This window comes from Moorena sp. SIO4E2, from assembly GCF_010671945.1.
Taxonomy (GTDB): Bacteria; Cyanobacteriota; Cyanobacteriia; order Cyanobacteriales; family Coleofasciculaceae; genus Moorena; species Moorena producens.
In genome coordinates, this window is sequence record NZ_JAAHIE010000971.1 from 1 (window position 1) to 2,089 (window position 2,089).

Sequence of the window (2,089 nt, forward strand, 5' to 3'; positions counted from 1 at the left end):
TAGTAGTGGTTAGCGCATAAACATCTCAAGTCAACGGTTCAATAATGAATCTAGCTTACTACTGATTCAGGTCAATAAAGCTGAAACAGAACAGGGAAAAGGTTTTATAACAGTTCAAATTTCGCCAAATACCTTTTCCCTAGCTGAAATCCCCGCAATTTTGGGGAGTTATAGCAGAAGTCAGAAGTCAGAAGTAAAACTCTTGCGCTTACAAAGGGTGTGAGACTTTTGTCATGTCCTAACTGCCCTGGCGACTGCTATATTACTCAAAATACGAACTCTGTGAAGATTGTGACAATTAGGTGAACAAAACCTGAGGATTTGTGAAAACTACTGGTCGTTATCAGTAACTCTGATTATGACCAGGGATTTTTCCTGTGAAAATACGAGACTAATTTGTGAAGATCATGACCATGAGGTTGGCCAAATCGAATCAATAACAGAAACGTGATTAATAAGTGCTACCAACTTAAGGCAGTAAACCTGATCTAGCGATGGTTTTGGCCTCTGGGATATTGAGCTAATTATGGTCAGAATTTTGTCCCGGTTTACCCTGGTAGCGGTAACTCTAATCATGACGATTCCCAGTTTCTGTGAAACTTGTGAAAATATGGATATCTTTTATGAAGATTTCTTAAAGTTACCAAGAAGTTTACTGATGAGGATTGACGTTGTTTGTGAAAATACGGATGATAACTGTGAAGGATTTAAATCTAGCCAAAAATTTTGACCTATGTGTCAAGTACCGAGAACTCCCAAAGACTCTGATTAATCAACCAGATCTAAGGAATTTATGCTCAGAGTTCCTAGTCTGTTCAGGGTAAACGCATCTAATTTTATGACTTATATATAGTGTTTATTGAATTCACAAAACACTATATGTGTAAAATGCCTTGTCAACAACCACAAGAATGCAGAATTTATTGATAATTTTTTTCGATTTTTTTTTAATTATTGAGAATAATTACGAATTAATTGACAAGATGCGTTTACCATGCTACTATAATATGGGTCTTATTTGAATCTATTTTGGAACTTGATTCAACGGCAAGACATCAGTGTTTTTACCTGTAGTGTAAGCATATGCGCTACAGATGGTGCTACTTGAGGTGCCGTCAGCCGTCAGCCGTCAGCCGTCAGCCGTTTGCCAATGGCTGATAGCTGAATGCTGATAGCTGAATGCTGATACCTGAATGCTGATACCTGAATGCTGATACCTGAATGCTGAATGCTGAATGCTGAATGCTGAATGCTGAATGCTTACCCTGTAGTGTTCTCGGGAGACTATTTATCCTAAATTTTATCCTAAATTGGTGAGACGACCTGATCTCATCATTGCTTTTTCCCAGGTAACCAATCCGATCGGGAAGGACCTTTTGCTACCGTCCAATCTACCGTCCAATCTACCGTCCAATTTTTAGACCTCTTGCATAAAAAGCCAACAACAGGGTGATAACTACTGTAGTTGCCTCGTAAAAACCGTCCAATCTACCGTCCAATTTTTAGACCTCTTGCATAAAAAGCCAACAACAGGGTGATAACTACTGTAGTTACCTGGTAGAAATTGACTTTTGCAAAAGGTCTTTTCAAGAACAACCAGTCACGGGTGTAAATATGAAAAATTTATTTTCGGCTCACCATCAAGGGCTGACAAAACGACAGCATCTCTCCTCACTCCTAACCATTGGAGTAACAACCGCAGGGCTATCCCTTGGCTTACCAGCACAAGCCATAGACCTGACACTAGACAACAGCGCTAATCTGTGGGTGGATCAAGCCTTGAGGGCAGTAGAAAATAACCCGCAATTGGGTCCGACAGGAGCCTCCCGGGCTTATGGCATCTTGGGTACTGCTATGTACGATGCCTGGTCGGCTTATGAAGGAACACCGATTAGCACCACTCTTGGGGATACTCTGCAACGTCCTGATATTGAGAACACCCTCGAAAATAAGTCTCTAGCGATTAGCTATGCCGCTCATAGCGTCCTCTCGGACCTTTTCCCTTCTGAGGTTGCTTCTTTCGATGCCCTTCTGACTGATGTGCGATCGCTTGCTGGCAACTCTGCTTCTATCCCTACTGCTACCAACG

The 2,089-nt window shown here is 41.3% G+C and carries 2 protein-coding genes; both read left to right on the top strand.

Going from position 1 to position 2,089, the window contains the following annotated elements:
- Positions 1–526: 526 nt before the first annotated feature.
- Positions 527–730: a hypothetical protein gene (locus F6K37_RS39585; protein ID WP_008190940.1), complete on the top strand. Its 204-nt coding sequence runs from the start codon at positions 527–529 to the stop codon at positions 728–730.
- 884 nt (positions 731–1,614) lie between these two features.
- The coding region (locus F6K37_RS39590) for a DUF6851 domain-containing protein (protein ID WP_353839070.1) at positions 1,615–2,089 on the top strand (475 nt) is incomplete at its 3' end.

Bases quoted from the DNA above. Each gene is read 5' to 3' on its own strand.
- F6K37_RS39585 (WP_008190940.1), top strand. From the start codon at position 527: ATGGTCAGAATTTTGTCCCGGTTTACCCTGGTAGCGGTAACTCTAATC.